Origin of the sequence: Pseudomonas sp. PS01298, from assembly GCF_029959745.1 — a bacterium.
Taxonomy (GTDB): domain Bacteria; phylum Pseudomonadota; class Gammaproteobacteria; order Pseudomonadales; family Pseudomonadaceae; genus Aquipseudomonas; species Aquipseudomonas aylmerensis.
The window spans coordinates 1-14,859 of sequence record NZ_JASCPP010000132.1 but is presented as its reverse complement, the minus strand read 5'-3'; the positions used below and the strand labels follow the sequence as shown (position 1 = coordinate 14,859).

Annotated in this window: 15 protein-coding genes; 8 read left to right on the top strand and 7 right to left on the bottom strand. The window is 61.2% G+C overall.

The annotated features are described in order from the left end of the window. Window positions 1–178: 178 nt before the first annotated feature. The 6 genes from QMX97_RS28510 to QMX97_RS28485 all read left to right on the top strand — a co-directional run bounded on the left by QMX97_RS28510 (window position 179) and on the right by QMX97_RS28485 (window position 6,616). Window positions 179–1,093: a branched-chain amino acid ABC transporter permease gene (locus QMX97_RS28510; protein ID WP_003236186.1), complete on the top strand. Its 915-nt coding sequence runs from the start codon at window positions 179–181 to the stop codon at window positions 1,091–1,093. Window positions 1,094–1,095: 2 nt separating this feature from the next. Next, a complete protein-coding gene (gene livM, locus QMX97_RS28505) occupies window positions 1,096–2,373 on the top strand; it encodes a high-affinity branched-chain amino acid ABC transporter permease LivM (RefSeq protein WP_065900168.1) in 1,278 nt (425 codons plus the stop codon). Further along, window positions 2,370–3,245 (top strand): ATP-binding cassette domain-containing protein, encoded by an 876-nt coding sequence (locus tag QMX97_RS28500; protein ID WP_065900169.1) that lies wholly within the window; start codon window positions 2,370–2,372, stop codon window positions 3,243–3,245. The genes livM and QMX97_RS28500 overlap by 4 nt, the downstream gene beginning before the upstream one ends. Beyond that, a complete protein-coding gene (locus tag QMX97_RS28495) occupies window positions 3,242–3,958 on the top strand; it encodes an ABC transporter ATP-binding protein (protein WP_065900171.1) in 717 nt (238 codons plus the stop codon). The genes QMX97_RS28500 and QMX97_RS28495 overlap by 4 nt, the downstream gene beginning before the upstream one ends. An 823-nt stretch (window positions 3,959–4,781) precedes the next feature. Further along, entirely contained in the window at window positions 4,782–5,546 is a 765-nt protein-coding gene (locus tag QMX97_RS28490; protein WP_065900173.1) for an SDR family oxidoreductase, read from the top strand. A 164-nt stretch (window positions 5,547–5,710) separates the two neighbouring features. Continuing rightward, on the top strand, window positions 5,711–6,616 hold the full coding sequence (locus QMX97_RS28485; protein ID WP_065900175.1) for a cation diffusion facilitator family transporter: 906 nt from the start codon (window positions 5,711–5,713) through the stop codon (window positions 6,614–6,616). A 120-nt stretch (window positions 6,617–6,736) separates the two neighbouring features. Here QMX97_RS28485 and QMX97_RS28480 read toward each other — a convergent pair whose 3' ends face one another. The 5 genes from QMX97_RS28480 to ureE all read right to left on the bottom strand — a co-directional run bounded on the left by QMX97_RS28480 (window position 6,737) and on the right by ureE (window position 10,426). Beyond that, window positions 6,737–7,846: an AGE family epimerase/isomerase gene (locus QMX97_RS28480; RefSeq protein ID WP_282398003.1), complete on the bottom strand. Its 1,110-nt coding sequence runs from the start codon at window positions 7,844–7,846 to the stop codon at window positions 6,737–6,739. A gap of 175 nt (window positions 7,847–8,021) precedes the next feature. Then, the gene (locus QMX97_RS28475; protein ID WP_106805307.1) at window positions 8,022–8,594 is read right to left on the bottom strand and encodes a HupE/UreJ family protein; all 573 of its coding nucleotides are present in this window, start codon (window positions 8,592–8,594) and stop codon (window positions 8,022–8,024) included. Between the two features lie 22 nt (window positions 8,595–8,616). Next, the gene (gene ureG, locus QMX97_RS28470) at window positions 8,617–9,231 is read right to left on the bottom strand and encodes an urease accessory protein UreG (protein ID WP_065900180.1); all 615 of its coding nucleotides are present in this window, start codon (window positions 9,229–9,231) and stop codon (window positions 8,617–8,619) included. Window positions 9,232–9,254: 23 nt separating this feature from the next. After that, window positions 9,255–9,929 (bottom strand): urease accessory protein UreF, encoded by a 675-nt coding sequence (locus tag QMX97_RS28465; protein ID WP_282398002.1) that lies wholly within the window; start codon window positions 9,927–9,929, stop codon window positions 9,255–9,257. Further along, on the bottom strand, window positions 9,926–10,426 hold the full coding sequence (gene ureE, locus QMX97_RS28460; protein WP_065900182.1) for an urease accessory protein UreE: 501 nt from the start codon (window positions 10,424–10,426) through the stop codon (window positions 9,926–9,928). Before ureE ends, QMX97_RS28465 begins: the two co-directional genes overlap by 4 nt. A 276-nt stretch (window positions 10,427–10,702) precedes the next feature. Here ureE and QMX97_RS28455 point away from each other — a divergent pair, with 276 nt between their 5' ends. Then, entirely contained in the window at window positions 10,703–11,200 is a 498-nt protein-coding gene (locus QMX97_RS28455) for a C40 family peptidase (protein WP_282398004.1), read from the top strand. 5 nt (window positions 11,201–11,205) lie between these two features. On the opposite strand, the gene QMX97_RS28450 is transcribed toward QMX97_RS28455, so the two are convergent. Then, a complete protein-coding gene (locus QMX97_RS28450) occupies window positions 11,206–11,838 on the bottom strand; it encodes a TetR family transcriptional regulator (protein WP_065900186.1) in 633 nt (210 codons plus the stop codon). 153 nt (window positions 11,839–11,991) lie between these two features. Further along, window positions 11,992–12,363 carry a hypothetical protein gene (locus QMX97_RS28445; protein ID WP_065900187.1) on the bottom strand — a complete coding sequence of 124 codons (372 nt, stop codon included), beginning with the start codon at window positions 12,361–12,363 and terminating at the stop codon, window positions 11,992–11,994. Window positions 12,364–12,710: 347 nt separating this feature from the next. Between QMX97_RS28445 and QMX97_RS28440 the strand changes: the two genes are divergently transcribed. Further along, entirely contained in the window at window positions 12,711–14,780 is a 2,070-nt protein-coding gene (locus QMX97_RS28440; protein ID WP_282398001.1) for an AsmA family protein, read from the top strand. The last annotated feature ends 79 nt before the right edge of the window (window positions 14,781–14,859 follow it).

Genomic DNA, 14,859 nt, shown 5'->3' with positions numbered 1-14,859 from the left:
GGGCTTGCTCGCGAAAGCGATCTGTCAGCAGTCGATGTGTTGACTGACCCGCCGCCTTCGCGAGCAAGCCCGCTCCCACAGGGAATGGTGCTGTGATGGATATCTGTTTTTTCCTCCAAGAAGAGCCGCACACCGGCAACTGGCGGGTGTGCAGTCTCTCACCGCGTGAGATTGCGTTATGGATGGTATTTTCCTGCAGCAACTGGTCAACGGCCTGACCCTCGGGTCGGTCTATGGCCTGATCGCCATCGGCTACACAATGGTCTATGGCATCATTGGCATGATCAACTTCGCCCATGGCGAGGTTTATATGATTTCCGCTTACCTCGCGGCGATCAGTCTGGCACTGCTGGCTTACTTCGGCATCGAATCCTTCCCGCTGCTCATTCTCGGCACCTTGATCTTCACCGTGGTCGTCACCGGCGTGTACGGTTGGGTCATCGAGCGTGTCGCCTACAAACCGCTGCGCAACTCCACCCGACTGGCTCCGCTGATCAGCGCCATCGGGATCTCCCTGATCCTGCAGAACTACGCGCAGATCGCCCAGGGTGCCAAGCAACAAGGTATTCCCACCCTGCTGGCCGGGGCCTGGCGTGTCGACATCGGCAGCGGGTTCGTCCAGCTCACGTACACCAAGGTCTTCATCCTCGTGGCGGCGTTTGCCGGCATGGCGCTGCTCACCTACATCATCAAGTACACCAAGCTCGGCCGCATGTGCCGCGCCACCCAGCAAGACCGCAAGATGGCCTCGATCCTGGGCATCAACACCGACCGCGTGATCTCCTACGTGTTTGTCATCGGTGCCGCCATGGCGGCCCTGGCAGGTGTGCTGATCACCCTCAACTACGGCACGTTCGACTTCTATGCCGGCTTCATCATCGGCATCAAGGCGTTTACCGCAGCGGTACTCGGCGGCATCGGCTCCCTGCCTGGGGCGATGCTGGGCGGGATCATCCTGGGTATTTCCGAGTCGCTGTTCTCGGGGTTGATCAACTCTGACTACAAAGACGTGTTCAGTTTCTCCCTGCTGGTGGTGATTCTGATTTTCCGTCCCCAGGGCCTGCTTGGTCGCCCACTCGTGGCGAAGGTGTAAACATGTCTGCTGCCAAACCCATCGATATCAAGAAAAGTGTGGTCGATACGGTCCTTGCCGGGCTGATCTCGTTGATCGTGTTCGGTCCGATCGTCGGCGTGGTCCTCGACGGCTACAGCTTCAACCTGGAACCGGCCCGCGTGGCCCTGCTGGTCGCCATCGTGATGGTCGGCCGCTTTGCCATGAGCCTGTTCCTGCAGACCCCCAAGGGCCTGAAGATCCTGCAGGGCTTCGAAAGCAGTGGCTCCGGCGTGCACGTGCTGCCACCGGACTACAAGTCGCGGTTGCGCTGGATCATCCCGGTGCTGATCGTGATCGCCATCGTGTTCCCGATCTTCGCCAACAAGTACCTGCTGACCGTGGTGATCCTCGGCCTGATCTACGTGTTGCTCGGCCTGGGCCTGAACATCGTGGTCGGCCTGGCCGGCCTGCTCGACCTCGGTTACGTGGCGTTCTACGCCATCGGCGCCTACGGCCTGGCGCTGGGTTATCAATACCTCGGCCTGGGTTTCTGGACGGTGCTGCCGCTGGCGGCCATCTGTGCGGCGCTGGCGGGGTGCATACTCGGATTCCCGGTGTTGCGAATGCACGGCGATTATCTCGCCATCGTGACCCTGGGCTTCGGTGAAATCATCCGCCTGGTGCTCAACAACTGGCTGTCGTTCACCGGTGGCCCGAACGGTATGCCGGTGCCGTCGCCGACCTTCCTGGGCCTGGAGTTCGGGCGCAAGGCGAAGGACGGTGGGATTCCATTCCACGAATTCTTCGGCATCGACTACAACCCCAATATCAAATTCCTGTTCATCTACATCGTGCTGTTCCTGGTGGTGCTGGCCGTGCTGTACATCAAGCATCGCCTGACCCGCATGCCGGTCGGCCGCGCCTGGGAAGCCTTGCGCGAAGATGAGATCGCCTGCCGCTCCATGGGCCTGAACCACGTGCTGGTCAAGCTCTCGGCGTTCACCATCGGCGCGTCCACCGCCGGTCTGGCCGGGGTGTTCTTTGCCAGTTACCAGGGCTTCGTCAACCCGTCCTCCTTCACCTTCTTCGAGTCGGCGCTGATCCTCGCCATCGTGGTGTTGGGCGGCATGGGCTCGACGGTCGGCGTGGTGATTGCGGCGTTCGTCTTGACCGTCGCGCCTGAACTGCTGCGCAGCTTCAGCGAATACCGCGTGCTGCTGTTTGGCGTGCTGATGGTGGTGATGATGATCTGGCGACCGCGCGGCCTGATCCGGATCAGCCGCACCGGTGTGACGCCACGCAAGGGGGTAGCGCCATGAGCAAGGAAGTCGTCCTCTCCGTGGAACACCTGATGATGCACTTCGGTGGCATCAAGGCCTTGAGCGACGTGAGCCTCAAGGTCGAACGCAACTCGATCTTCGCCCTGATCGGCCCCAACGGCGCTGGCAAGACCACCGTGTTCAACTGCCTCACCGGCTTCTACAAAGCCAGCGGCGGCAAGATCGAACTGAACATTCGCGGCAAGCAGACCAACGTGATCCAGTTGCTGGGTGAGCGTTTCAAGGCGGTCGACTTCGTGTCGCCGAAAAGCTTCTTCAGCCGGGTGTTCTACAAGATGTTCGGCGGCACCCACCTGGTCAACCGTGCCGGCCTGGCCCGCACCTTCCAGAACATTCGCCTGTTCAAGGAAATGTCGGTGCTGGAAAACCTGCTGGTCGCCCAGCACATGTGGGTCAACCGCAACATGCTTGCGGGCATCCTCAACACCAAGGGCTATCGCAAGGCCGAGAGCGATGCGCTCGACCATGCCTTCTACTGGCTCGAGGTGGTCGACCTGGTGGATTGCGCCAACCGACTGGCTGGCGAGCTTTCCTACGGCCAGCAGCGCCGCCTGGAAATCGCCCGGGCCATGTGCACCCGGCCGCAGATCATCTGCCTGGACGAACCGGCAGCGGGCCTCAACCCGCAGGAAACCGAAGCCCTCAGCGCGATGATTCGCCTGCTGCGCGACGAACACGACCTCACGGTGGTGCTGATCGAACACGACATGGGCATGGTGATGAGTATTTCCGACCACATCGTGGTGCTGGACCACGGCAACGTGATTGCCGAGGGTGGGCCGGATGCGATCCGCAACGACCCGAAAGTGATTGCCGCCTACCTGGGCGCAGACGAAGAGGAGCTGGTATGAGTACACCTATCCTCGAAATGAAGGACCTGGACGTGTTCTACGGCCCGATCCAGGCCCTGAAAAAAGTCTCGCTGCACATCAATGAAGGCGAAACCGTCAGCCTGATCGGCTCCAACGGCGCGGGTAAATCCACGCTGCTGATGTCGATCTTCGGCCAGCCTCGGGCCGAGTCGGGGCAGATCATCTACAACGGCGTCGACATTACCCACAAGTCGTCCCACTACATCGCTTCCAATGGCATTGCGCAGTCGCCGGAAGGGCGGCGGGTGTTCCCCGACATGACCGTCGAGGAAAACCTGCTGATGGGCACCATCCCGATTGGCGACAAGTTTGCCACGGAGGACATGCAGCGCATGTTCGAGCTGTTCCCACGGCTCAAGGAGCGGCGCAACCAGCGCGCGATGACCATGTCCGGTGGTGAGCAGCAAATGCTCGCCATCGCCCGCGCGCTGATGAGCCGGCCCAAGCTGTTGCTGCTGGATGAACCGAGCCTGGGCCTGGCGCCGATCGTGGTGAAGCAAATCTTCGCCACGCTGCGCGAGCTGGCTTCCACCGGGATGACCATCTTCCTGGTGGAGCAGAACGCCAACCATGCGTTGCGCCTGTCGGACCGTGCGTATGTGATGGTCAACGGCGAGATTCGCCTGACCGGCACCGGTAAGGAATTGCTGGTGAATGAAGAGGTGCGCAACGCCTACCTGGGTGGGCACTGATCTAAAAGCTTGATGCAATAACCCATGTGGGAACCGGCTTTATGTGGGAGCTGGCTTGCCTGCGATGCGAACACCTCGGTCTGTCAGGCAAACCGAGGTGAAGCTATCGCGGGCAAGCCCGGCTCCCACATACAGCCGGTTCTCACATTTGTTTTTGGGGTGTTCACAGGCTCCCCGCCAAATTGTGGAAAACAAATCTGGCCTCCTCTGAAAGCGCGACATATAGCCGCCGCAAATCCCTGTTTTGTCACAGTTTTGACTTGTCCCCATCCGCTGTGGAACCGGCTGTGGGTAACGTGGGTGTAGCTCGCTGCAGGCCTTTATCTACGTGGCTTGCAGCATGGCGGTTGTTTTTTGATCAGCGGTTTTTTGCTGACCGGGCGAGCCCTTTGTCAACCTGTTTAAAGACACAGGTATATGACCGAAATATGTCCCTCCGGCCTGTGGATAAGTCTGTGACTAAACTCTGGAAAGACTGCCGCAGAGGCCGGAATGACTGGCCTGGAGCCATCGTCTGGATTTTCTGCGGGGTCATGGGCCTACATACGCCCCGGCGAAGGTCAAGCAAAAAACTTTCTAAAACCGCCTGCAGGCCTTGTACACAGCGGCTTCGGGTGTTTTGCACTTGCCCCCAAAGACTGTGGGCGCAGTTGTGGATAACCTGCGCGCATATGGCTGCAGGCCACGGTTTATATGGCGTTGCTCGTAATGGTCAAAAAATGATCAGCTGTACATGAAGGTGAGTGCATAGCGGTTGCCGCCACCGCGGCGTACGGGCATTCTGCTGGCAACTTTTTTCCCCGATCACCGCAAGGAGAACACCATGTCCAACACGCTGTTTATTACTGGCGCAACCTCAGGTTTTGGCGAGGCCTGTGCCCGTCGTTTTGCCGAAGCCGGCTGGAAACTGGTGCTCACCGGTCGTCGTGCCGACCGTTTGAATGCGTTGGTCGAAGAGCTTTCCAAGCAGACCGAAGTGCATGGCCTGGTGGTGGACGTCCGTGACCGCAAGGGCATGGAAGACGCGATCGCCAATCTGCCAGCGTCGTTCGCCACCTTGCGTGGACTGATCAACAACGCCGGCCTGGCCGTGGGCACCGATCCTGCGCCCAAGTGCAGCCTCGACGATTGGGAAACCATGGTCGACACCAACATCAAGGGCCTGCTGACCACCACCAGCCTGCTGCTTCCGCGCCTGATCGCCCATGGCCGTGGCGCCGGGATCATCAACCTGGGCTCCATCGCCGGCAGCTACCCGTACCCGGGCAGCCACGTGTATGGCGGCTCCAAGGCGTTCGTGAAGCAGTTCTCGCTGAACCTGCGTTGCGACCTGCAAGGTACCGGCGTGCGTGTGACCAACATCGAGCCAGGCCTGTGCGAAAGCGAGTTCTCGCTGGTGCGCTTCGGCGGCGACCAGGCGCGCTATGACGCCACCTACGCCGGTGCCGAGCCGATCCAGCCGCAGGACATTGCCGACACCATCTTCTGGGTGCTGAACACGCCTGCGCACGTCAACATCAACCGCCTGGAGCTGATGCCGGTGAGCCAGACCTGGGCTGGGTTTGCTATCGAGCGAGGCGCCAAGTAAGGCATTGATTCGAGTCGCCGGTAAACCGGCTCCTGCAGGTGGTCATATGTAGGCGCCGGCTTGCCGGCGATGGCGGCAAATCGGCCAAAACACGACATAAGGTACACTCCACCCCTGAAAACCCCTCCGCAGTGTGCGGTTTATAGGTTTTGACAGGAGGAAATGTGAGTAACCGAGGTGAGCAGGCGCTACTCAAACAATCGACCATCCTGATGTTCGCCGTGGCGATCGCCGGGATTGTCACGGGTGTGGTATCTGGCGCCCAATCCATTCTATTCGACGGCTTTTTCTCGCTGATCGCCACCGCCATCAAGGTGTTGATGCTGATCACGGCCAAGCTGATCGCCAAGAAAAGCAACGAACGTTTCCAGTTCGGCTATTGGCACCTGGAACCCATGGTGCTGCTGATCGAAGGCAGTTTCCTGTTGCTGATCGCCATCTACGCGTTTCTCAACGGTGTGTTCGGCATCATCAATGGCGGGCGCGAGATCGAGTTGGGCCTGGTGATCATCTACGCAGCGGTGTTTACCGTTGTCGAGTTCGCTTATTTCTTCTACGTGCGCTACCGCAACCGTACGCTTAAATCGTCACTGATCCAGTTCGACAACATCAGTTGGCTGGTGGACGCGATGCTGTCGGTGGGTTTGCTGATCAGCTTCCTGGCTGCGCTGCTGCTCAAGTCCCAGGGCTATGGCGAATGGGCGGTGTATGTCGACCCGTTGATCCTGATCCTGCTGGCCCTGAGCATGCTGGCGCCGGCGCTGAAGATTTTGCGCCCGGCATTGCGCGAGGTGCTGGGCATTGCGCCGGATCATCTGGATGACAAAGTGCGTGAAGTGATGGACGCGGCCCAGGCCCGGCATGGTTTCGACGACTACGTGTCCTACGTGCAAAAGCACGGACGCGCACGGTTTATCGAGATTCATGTGGTATTGCCGGCGGATTACCCGGTGGACAACGTCGCCACGCTGGATGCGCTGCGTGAAGAGATATCCACAGGGCTGGGCAAGCCGGATGCGGCGCGTTGGCTGACGATCAGTTTTACCGGGGATCGCAAGTGGATTGCGTGATAGTCAGGTAGACCGAGGTGAGGCTTTCGCGAGCAAGCCCGCTCCCACATTTAACCGCGTCCTGCCTTTGGAATGCGATCAAATGTGGGAGCGGGCTTGCTCGCGAAGAGGCCCATGAGGTCAGCCCAAATGCTGGACCAACCCCTGATAGCAAGTCGCCAAATGATAAGGCGTGGTAGACGGCATATCCCGCCGACTGACCTCGCCATGGGCATCCAGGCATTCATTCCAGCCTTTGGCATGCAGGAATTTTTGCTGCAGCGCCTGCAATTGACGCTGCAGCACGGCTTCACTGTTCGGCCGCAAGGTCAGTGCCCGCAGGTATTCGGCCTGTGCCCAGATACGCTGGGTGCCATCACGCACGCTACCGTCCAGGGCCAGCATGCCGCTGACCGCGCCACTGCTGTTATCCACACCCTTCTGTTCGGCGTAGGCAAATGCGCGCGTCAACGACGCATGCAGCGGCGTGCCGCGCAGCACTGGCGATGACTCCAGCAAAAAGAACCATTCGAACTGGTGGCCGGGCTCAAACCAGTTATCCACAGCGCCTAGCGGTTTTTCCAGCATCACGCCGTGCTCTGGGGCAATGAAGCGCTTCTGCATCGCGTTGGCCAAGTCCAGCAGGGCGTCTTGCGTGATCGGGTCTTCACGCACGGCCAGCGTGGCGAGAAAGCCTTCGGCAAGGTGCATCAGCGGGTTTTGCAGTGGGCCGGACTTGAGGGATGACCAGTTGCGCTCCAGCACGGCTTCGTAGAGGCCGTCGCCGCTGGCGAACCGACTGGCGACCACTTCCAGGGCTGCGTCGAGCACCGACTCCACCAGTGGCTCACGCACCTTGGCCCAGTAGTGCGCACAGGCAAAGATGATGAACGCGTGGGTGTAGAGGTCTTTGCGCTTGTCCAGCGGCTGGCCGGCGGGGTCGATGCTGTAGAACCAGCCGCCGTGCTCGGCGTCGTGGAAATGCCGTTGCAGGGAACGGAACAGCGCCGCTGCGCGCTCTTCGGCGAAGGCCGCGCCGGGCTCGCCGATCAGGCTGGCAAACAGGTACAACTGCCGGGCGCAGGCCATGGCGCGGTAGCGTTGCGGGGGCAAGGGGCGGTGATCGGCGTCCAGCGCCTCATAGGGCAATGCCAACTCGGCGTTCCAGCCAGGGCCTTGCCAGAGCGGCACGATCAGGCTGTGGAAGTGCGTGAGCACGGTGTTCAAGGAGGGGTGGGAAGCGCTGGGCATTGGCTGGCGTCGTCACGGCAGGGGTGTTTGCCGCGCATGGTAGCAGGCTTGGGATCTATGGTGTTTGCGCTGGCGCTATCGCGGGCAAGCCCGCTCCCACATTTGGGTGTGTGAAACCGGTCAAATGTGGGCGGCTGGCTTGCCTGCGATGTCGCTCTTATCGGCGCGACAACACTCAGCCCGCCAACAACCACACCCCAGTCGCCGCCGAAGCCGCGCCGGCAATCCGCACCAACGGCGCCGCCGCTGCCGGCAGGAAGCGCACTACCGCATACCCGGCCGCGTGCAACACCGCCGTTGCGCCGACAAAGCCCGCGGCATAGGCCCAAGGGCTGGACATGTCCGGCAACTCCAGGCCGTGGGCCACGCCGTGGAACAGCGCAAACAACGCCGTGGCAGCCACGGCCACGAACAGCGGCGGACGCACCGCCAGCGCCACCGCCAGGCCCAGGGCCAGCACCGAAGCGGCAATCCCGCTTTCCAGGGCCGGCAGTTCCAGCCCTTCAAAGCCCAGCACGCCGCCGATCAGCATGGTGCCGACAAAGGTGCACGGCAGGGCCCAGCGCGCGGCGCCTTTTTGTTGGGCCGCCCACAGGCCGACCGCAACCATCGCCAGCAAGTGGTCGATGCCGCTGAGGGGATGGCTGATACCGGCCACCAGGCCGTTGTCGCCGTGGCCCGGGTGAGCGAAGGCCAGGGCAGGGGCGAGCAGCAGGGCGGCAGCTGCGAGGAGTTTGTTGAGGCTCATGGACAGGTTCCTTGTGGGTTGATCAGGCGGCGGTCAGCAGGCCCTGGCGTTCGATGAAGGCGACGATGTCGGCCAGGCCGACGCCGGTTTTCTGGTTGCTGAACACAAAGGGTTTACCGTTGCGCATGCGCTGGGTGTCGCTGTTCATCAGCTCCAGCGAGGCGCCGACCATCGGCGCGAGGTCGATCTTGTTGATCACCAGCAGGTCGGATTTGCAAATGCCAGGCCCGCCTTTGCGCGGCAGCTTGTCGCCGGCGGACACATCGATCACGTAGATGGTCAGGTCCGACAGTTCCGGGCTGAAGGTGGCCGAGAGGTTGTCGCCACCGGACTCCACGAGGATCAGGTCCAGGCCGGGGAAGCGGCGGTTGAGCTGGTCCACCGCTTCCAGGTTGATCGAGGCGTCTTCACGGATCGCCGTGTGCGGGCAGCCACCGGTTTCCACGCCGATGATGCGCTCCGGCGCCAGCGCCTGGTTGCGCACCAGGAAATCGGCGTCTTCGCGGGTGTAGATGTCGTTGGTGACGACGGCCAGGTTGTAGCGGTCGCGCAGCGCGAGGCACAGGGCCAGGGTCAGGGCCGTTTTGCCGGAGCCCACCGGGCCGCCGATACCGACGCGCAGGGGTTGTGTGTTCATGTGCTTCTCCACAGTAAAAGGCCTCAGGAACGGAACAGTCGGCTGTACTGGCGCTCATGGGCCATGCACGCCAGGGACAGGCCGAAGGCGGCGCTGCCGAAATGGTTGGGGGCGATATGGCTGGCGTCCTGCTGGGCCTGTTGCAGCAGCGGCAGCAGTTCGCTGGTCAAGCGCTGCGCGGCCTGCTGGCCCAGCGGCAGGGTTTTCATCAATACGGCCAACTGGTTTTCCAGCCAGCTCCAGAGCCAGGCGGCGAGGGCATCGTCAGGGCTGATAGTCCAGGCCCGCGCCGCCAGCGCCCAGCCCAGGGCCAGGTGCGGCTCTGGCTGGCGGGCGAGGAAATCCTCGGCGGCCTGGTCGAGTTCCGGCAGGCCATTGAGCAGTTGCTGCAAGGAGTAGCCCATCTGCCGGCTCTCCTGATACAGCTCGCGGGTTTCACGGCTGGCGCGGTGCTCTTCGCACAATTGGGTCAGGCGCGGCCAATCGAGTTCGGCAGCGGCGCGGCAATGGGCGAGCAAGAGGGGCGCTTCAAAGCGTGCGAGGTTGAGCAGCAGTTGGTCGCTGATCCAGCGCCGCGCACTGGCCGCGTCGTTGACGCGACCGTTCTCCACGGCCATTTCCAGGCCCTGGGAATAGCTGTAGCCACCAATCGGCAATTGCGGACTGGCCAGACGCAGCAGCGCCCAGGCTGGGTTCATGGACGCACGCCGAACTGGTGCAACTTGGGCGGGTAGTTGAAATCTTCATCGCCATGCCGCGAATGATGGTGGCCGCCGCCGTAGGCACCGTGTTCCGGTTGGAAGGGTGCCTCGATGGTCTCGGTGTGGGCGCCCAGTTGCTCCAGCATGGCCTTGAGCACGTAGTCATCGAGCAGGCGCAACCAACCGTCCCCCACTTGCAACGCCACATGCCGGTTGCCCAGGTGATAGGCGGCGCGGGTCAGTTCGAAGGCGCTGCTGCAGGTGACGTGAAGCAGTTGTTCAGGTCGTGCAACGACGCGTACGACGCGTCCGTCTTCGGCCTGCAGGCATTCGCCATCGTGCAGCGGCGGCTGGCCACGCTCCAGGAACAGGCCGACGTCTTCACCGTCGGCACTGAAACAGCGCAGGCGGCTTTTGCTGCGTGCTTCGAAATTCAGCAGCAACTCGGCGGCCCAGAGAGCTTGGGGGGCGATTCGGCGGTGGATCACCAGCATCAGGAAGCTTCCAGCAATGAGCGATGAGAGTGCTAGAGCAAGGGGCTTGCCAACCCCGGTGAAGGGTAGGAATTGCTTGTAGGCAGTGTAGTAGTGCTACTAAAGAGGGCGTAGGAAGTTTCCAGCGGTGAACCAAAGTGGTGCGCGTGGCAGTAGAGCGCACCTGTCATGGGCGTTTTAGGACTATTCCTACAAGTGATGCGGATTCGGCGTTCAAAACGTTACGCACTGTTTCTTTAGGCTGTGCGCCGTGTTTATCCCATTGCGACGTTCATCATGTTCAAGTCATTTTTTTGTTTAGTGATTGTCAGTCTGTCTTTCGCCATTTCGTCTGCGTCGGCCAATCTACAGCAGCGCCCTATGTTCACGGCGTCTTTTAAAGAAGCGTCCATTGAGGATGTGGTTGACCGTGCCCACCAATTGCTCGGCACACCTTACAAATGGGGCGGTGCCTCGGCGGAGCAGGGCTTCGATTGCAGCAGCTTCCTGGTGTACCTGTTCAAGACCGAAGCCAATATCCAGATTCCGCGCACTACGCTGGCAATGCATCGATCAACGGCGGCGACCATCAAGCGCCACGCACTCAAGCCTGGCGACGCGGTATTTTTCAAAGGTAATGGGCGCGGCCAGGTCAGCCATGTGGGGTTGTACATCGGTGACGGCAAGTTCATTCATTCGCCGCGCGCCGGCAAAAACGTGCGTATCGATTCGCTGAGCAATTCGTACTGGAACAAGCACTACACCACCGCGAAGCGTTTTCACCCGGCGGGGTAAGGCGCTTATTCGGTGCTGCCCAGGCCCTGCCAATGCTTCAGGCCGATAAAGATAAAGCGCAATTGCTGGGTGATTTTCGCCTGGGGCGTGAGGTGGGCAGGCAGCGCCTGGGCGGGCGGGTCGATGATGTCGGGGAGGGTGGCGAACACACTTTTGACGATGAGGTCGGCCATCACGTGCAGGCCTTCGGCATCCAGGTGTTGCAGCTTGGGCATCAGCGTCAGGTCGGCCGCCAGGTCGCGGGTGATGTCTTCGCGCAAGGCGCCGATGGCCTGGCGCACGGCAAGGCAGCCGCCGTATTGCTCGCGGGCCAGGAACAGGAATTGCGAACGGTTGGCCGAGACCACGTCGAGAAAGATCCGCACGGAGGCATCAATAATGCCGCCCATCACGAATTCGTTGTGGCGCACCAGGCGAATCGTGGCGCGAAAGGTCTGGCCCACTTCACTGACCAATACCAGTCCGAGCTGGTCCATGTCGGCAAAATGACGGTAGAAACCGGTCGGCACGATGCCGGCCGTCTTCGCCACTTCACGCAGGCTCAGGCTGCCAAACCCACGGCCACACTCCATCAGATGGCGGGCTGCATCCATCAGGGCGAGGCGGGTCTGTTGCTTCTGTTCGGCGCGGGGCAGCATTGGCGGGCGGGCTTTTGTCGACAAGTACAGCGCTGCACTCTAGCAAAACAGCTTCGCTGGCGTCGAACTTGACGGGGCAGGCGGGGTGACAGGTGCTATGAAAAGTCAAAAGCCCGATCGGCTGATCGGGCTTTTTTCAGGGCCACCACGGGGTTAGCTCTGAGCTTGATGCAGTTCTTGCAGACGGTCCGAGCCGCCTTCGGCAACGCCTTCAGTGTAAGCGCGTTTGTTGGCTTGTTCAGAACCACCTTCGACCAGGCCTTTCTGTTCCAGGCGATCACGGCCACCTTCAGCAACACCTTCGGTGTAGGCGCGTTTGTTGGCCTGTTCCGAACCGTTTTCAGCCACGCCGCCTTTGGCGTAGTCACGATTCTCTTCTTCTTGCGAACCGCTGCGAGCCAGGGTCTGGCTGGATTGAACGGCTTGGGCTTTGTTCTGTGGGGTTGCCTGTTCGGCTGCTGGCAGGGCAAAGGCACTGGAAGCAAGGACAGACAGCAGGACGGTAGCGAGTACTTGGCGTTTCATGATGGGTTGCTCCTTGGGAGGGCGATAAAGTGGGTACAGGGCTAATGCTACTCTTGATAAGTCGATATAAAAGTTCATAAACACAATGGTAATAATCAACAGAATTGATTGTTCGCCAGAGCCGCTCTAGAACGGGCCTCTCAAGCACGCGCTTTTGCACCGAGGTGGGTATTTTCGACACGAACATGGGTAACAATGGTGCGCCCGTTGATGATCGAATCTGTCCGGTCGATCAGGAAAATGGCTTTTTGCGACTAAATCCGCGATCGAGTTAAACCCCCGCGCGGTTTGCCAGTCGTAGCCTTATGAGCTGTAGTTCAGCTATTCGTGTTGAGGAGTCCTGTGCAATGACGCGCACTCGTAAAATTGTCGCCTGGAGCTGCGCCAGCTTCGTTCTGTTAATCGCCATCCTGGTGCTGGTCCTGGTGTTTTTTGACTGGAACCGCATCAAGCCGCCCCTCAATGCCAAGGTTTCCGAAGAGTTGCATCGCCCGTTTGCCATCAATGGCAACCTGGCCGTGGTGTGGGCGCGTGAGCCCGACGAAGGCGGCTGGCGTGCCTGGGTGCCATGGCCCCACGTGATTGCCGAAGACCTGACCCTGGGCAATCCCGATTGGTCGAAACAGCCGCAAATGGTCACGTTGAAGAAGGTCGAGCTGCGCATTTCGCCGCTGGCGCTGCTGGTGCAGCGCGTGGTGATCCCGCGCATCGACCTCACCGAGCCGAGTGCCCAGTTGCAGCGCCTGGCCGACGGCCGCGCCAACTGGACATTCCAGTTCGACCCCAAGGACCCCAACGCCGAACCCTCCAGTTGGGTGGTGGACATTGGCGCCATCGGCTTCGACAAGGGCCACGTCACCCTCGACGACCAGACCCTCAAGACCCAGCTCGACGTGATCATCGACCCCTTGGGCAAGCCGATTCCGTTTGGCGAAATCGTCGGCGACGCCGATGCCAAGAAGGCCCTGGAAAAAGGCTCGGCGCCGCAGGACTACGCGTTCGGGCTCAAGGTCAAAGGCCAGTACCATGGCCAGAAACTCGACGGCAGCGGCAAAATCGGTGGCCTGCTGGCCCTGCAGGACGCGGCCAAGCCATTCCCGCTGCAGGCCCAGGTCAAGATCGCCGACACCAGCATCGCGCTGGCCGGCACCCTGACCGACCCGCTGAACCTCGGCGCCCTCGACCTGCGCCTGAAACTCTCCGGCACCAGCCTGGGCAACCTGTACCCGCTGACGGGCGTGACCCTGCCGGACTCGCCGGCCTACGCCACTGACGGGCACTTGATCGCCAAACTGCACGAGCCGACGGGTGCGTCTTTCCGGTACGAAAACTTCAACGGCAAGATCGGTGACAGTGACATCCACGGCAACCTCGGCTACGTCGCCAGCCAGCCACGGCCCAAGCTCAGCGGCGCGCTGGTGTCCAATCAATTGCTGATGACCGACCTCGCGCCCCTGATCGGCGCCGACTCCAACGCCAAGCAAAAGGCCCGGGGCGGCGAAAGCAAACAGCCGGCGACCAAAGTGCTGCCGGTGGAAGAGTTCCGCACCGAGCGCTGGCGCGACATGGATGCCGATGTGGAATTCACCGGCAAGCGCATCGTGCACAGTGCCGATCTGCCGTTCACCGACCTCTACACCCACCTGATCCTCAACGACGGCGAACTGAGCCTGGAACCCCTGCGTTTCGGCGTGGCCGGCGGCAAGCTGGACGCGCAGATCCGTCTGAATGGCCGCACCACGCCCATGGAGGGCCGTGCCCGGCTCACTGCGCGCAACTTCAAGCTTAAGCAGCTGTTCCCGACCTTCGAACCGATGAAAACCAGCTTTGGTGAACTCAACGGCGACGCGGATATTTCCGGGCGCGGCAACTCCGTGGCGGCGCTGCTGGGCACCTCGAACGGTGACCTGAAAATGCTCATCAACGATGGCGCCATCAGCCGCAGCCTGATGGAAATCGCCGGGCTCAACGTCGGCAACTACGTGGTGGGCCGCCTGTTTGGCGACAAGGAAGTGAAGATCAATTGCGCGGCGGCGGACTTCGGCATCAAGACTGGCCTGGCGACTACGCGGCTGTTTGTGTTCGATACCGAGAACGCCATCATCTACATCGATGGCACGGCGAACATGGCCACCGAGCAGCTCGACCTCACGATCACGCCGGAATCCAAGGGCTTCCGCCTGTTCTCCCTGCGTTCCCCGCTGTACGTCAACGGCCCGTTCATCAAGCCGAATGCCGGGGTGAAAGCCATCCCATTGGCGCTGCGTGGTGCGGGCATGGTCGCCCTGGGCGTGATCGCCGGCCCGGCTGCCGGTTTGCTGGCGCTGGTCGCCCCCAGCGGCGATGAGCCGAACCAATGCGCACCGTTGCTGCAGCAGATGAAGGAAGGCAAGGCGCCGAAGACCGTGAAAGGCTGATCCGACACAAAAAAACAGGAGCCGGCTTGCCGGCGATGAGGCCTTGGTTCTCGGTAGAGAGCTTGAGGCCATCATCGCC

What these genes read in the sequence shown, in the direction of transcription:
- livM (WP_065900168.1), top strand. Translation starts at nt 1,096, where the DNA reads ATGTCTGCTGCCAAACCCATCGATATCAAGAAAAGTGTGGTCGATACG.
- ureE (WP_065900182.1), bottom strand. Translation starts at nt 10,426, where the DNA reads ATGCTGGTGATCCACCGCCGAATCGCCCCCCAAGCTCTCTGGGCCGCC.
- QMX97_RS28475 (WP_106805307.1), bottom strand. Translation starts at nt 8,594, where the DNA reads ATGAGCCTCAACAAACTCCTCGCAGCTGCCGCCCTGCTGCTCGCCCCT.
- QMX97_RS28455 (WP_282398004.1), top strand. Translation starts at nt 10,703, where the DNA reads ATGTTCAAGTCATTTTTTTGTTTAGTGATTGTCAGTCTGTCTTTCGCC.
- QMX97_RS28480 (WP_282398003.1), bottom strand. Translation starts at nt 7,846, where the DNA reads ATGCCCAGCGCTTCCCACCCCTCCTTGAACACCGTGCTCACGCACTTC.
- QMX97_RS28500 (WP_065900169.1), top strand. Translation starts at nt 2,370, where the DNA reads ATGAGCAAGGAAGTCGTCCTCTCCGTGGAACACCTGATGATGCACTTC.
- QMX97_RS28495 (WP_065900171.1), top strand. Translation starts at nt 3,242, where the DNA reads ATGAGTACACCTATCCTCGAAATGAAGGACCTGGACGTGTTCTACGGC.
- QMX97_RS28510 (WP_003236186.1), top strand. Translation starts at nt 179, where the DNA reads ATGGATGGTATTTTCCTGCAGCAACTGGTCAACGGCCTGACCCTCGGG.
- QMX97_RS28445 (WP_065900187.1), bottom strand. Translation starts at nt 12,363, where the DNA reads ATGAAACGCCAAGTACTCGCTACCGTCCTGCTGTCTGTCCTTGCTTCC.
- QMX97_RS28490 (WP_065900173.1), top strand. Translation starts at nt 4,782, where the DNA reads ATGTCCAACACGCTGTTTATTACTGGCGCAACCTCAGGTTTTGGCGAG.
- ureG (WP_065900180.1), bottom strand. Translation starts at nt 9,231, where the DNA reads ATGAACACACAACCCCTGCGCGTCGGTATCGGCGGCCCGGTGGGCTCC.
- QMX97_RS28450 (WP_065900186.1), bottom strand. Translation starts at nt 11,838, where the DNA reads ATGCTGCCCCGCGCCGAACAGAAGCAACAGACCCGCCTCGCCCTGATG.
- QMX97_RS28465 (WP_282398002.1), bottom strand. Translation starts at nt 9,929, where the DNA reads ATGAACCCAGCCTGGGCGCTGCTGCGTCTGGCCAGTCCGCAATTGCCG.
- QMX97_RS28440 (WP_282398001.1), top strand. Translation starts at nt 12,711, where the DNA reads ATGACGCGCACTCGTAAAATTGTCGCCTGGAGCTGCGCCAGCTTCGTT.